Consider the following 1091-nt stretch of genomic DNA (forward strand, 5'->3'; position numbering starts at 1 on the left):
CCCATTCATGTTGCCATGGCCATCATCAAGCAGGAAAGCAGTTTCCGCCATGATGCCAAACCACCCAAAGATTACGTATTGGGTTTCATCCCTTGGGGACGCGTAAGCAGTGCGTATGGCTATGCACAGGCTCAAGATCCTGCTTGGGATGACTTCCAAGATTCCACCGGACAAGGTGGTTCGCGCACCAATTTTGATGATTCGATAATGTTTGTAGGGTGGTATACCCACGAGACTCGTCGCCAGTTAGGCATTTCATTGTGGGACCCTTATAACCAGTATCTGGCCTATCATGAAGGGCGAGGCGGTTATAAACGTGGAACTTACAAAAGAAAGCCTAGTTTGATGAAAGTGGCTCGGCGCGTTGAGCAAACCGCAAAGACTTATGGCTGGCAGCTGAAACAATGTCGTCAGGAATTGGAAGACAACAGCAGCTGGTTCTTTTAACCCCATTTGGGTATAAAAACCAAACCAATACCTCAAGGTGTTGGAATTACGATCAGGAGAGATGTAATGCCTTTACTCGATAGCTTCACCGTAGACCACACTCGCATGAATGCACCAGCAGTGCGTGTCGCGAAAACCATGCAAACTCCAAAAGGAGATACCATTACGGTTTTCGACTTACGCTTCACTGCGCCTAACAAAGACATTCTTTCAGAGAAAGGCATTCATACACTAGAGCACTTGTACGCAGGTTTCATGCGCAATCACCTAAATGGTGACAGTGTGGAAATCATTGATATCTCACCGATGGGATGTCGCACTGGTTTTTACATGAGTCTCATTGGTACGCCTTCTGAACAGCAAGTCGCAGACGCATGGCTTGCTTCTATGGAAGATGTGCTAAAAGTGGAAAGCCAGAACAAAATCCCTGAGCTAAATGAGTACCAGTGTGGTACTGCAGCGATGCATTCTTTAGAAGAAGCACAGCAAATTGCCAAGAACATTCTAGCCGCAGGTGTGTCTGTTAATAAAAACGACGAGTTGGCTTTGCCAGAATCAATGCTAAAAGAGCTGCGCGTAGACTAAGTTCTTTTGGAACGGCAACACAAAACAAAAAGCCTGACATGAGTCAGGCTTTTTGTTTT

At 46.1% G+C, this 1091-nt stretch carries 2 protein-coding genes; both read left to right on the forward strand.

Translation table 11 applies throughout. The features are described from left to right. Positions 1-447: hypothetical protein (locus tag R7P72_RS25720; protein ID WP_318111066.1), on the forward strand; the 447-nt coding region annotated here is incomplete at its 5' end. A 66-nt stretch (positions 448-513) separates the two neighbouring features. Further along, positions 514-1032: an S-ribosylhomocysteine lyase gene (gene luxS / locus R7P72_RS25725; protein ID WP_005462534.1), complete on the forward strand. Its 519-nt coding sequence runs from the start codon at positions 514-516 to the stop codon at positions 1030-1032. Positions 1033-1091: the final 59 nt, after the last annotated feature.

Source organism: Vibrio sp. Vb0888, assembly GCF_033338835.1.
GTDB classification, from domain to species: domain Bacteria; phylum Pseudomonadota; class Gammaproteobacteria; order Enterobacterales; family Vibrionaceae; genus Vibrio; species Vibrio alginolyticus.

Excerpts from the sequence above, each read along its gene's own strand:
- luxS (WP_005462534.1), top strand. The coding sequence starts at position 514 with ATGCCTTTACTCGATAGCTTCACCGTAGACCACACTCGCATGAATGCA.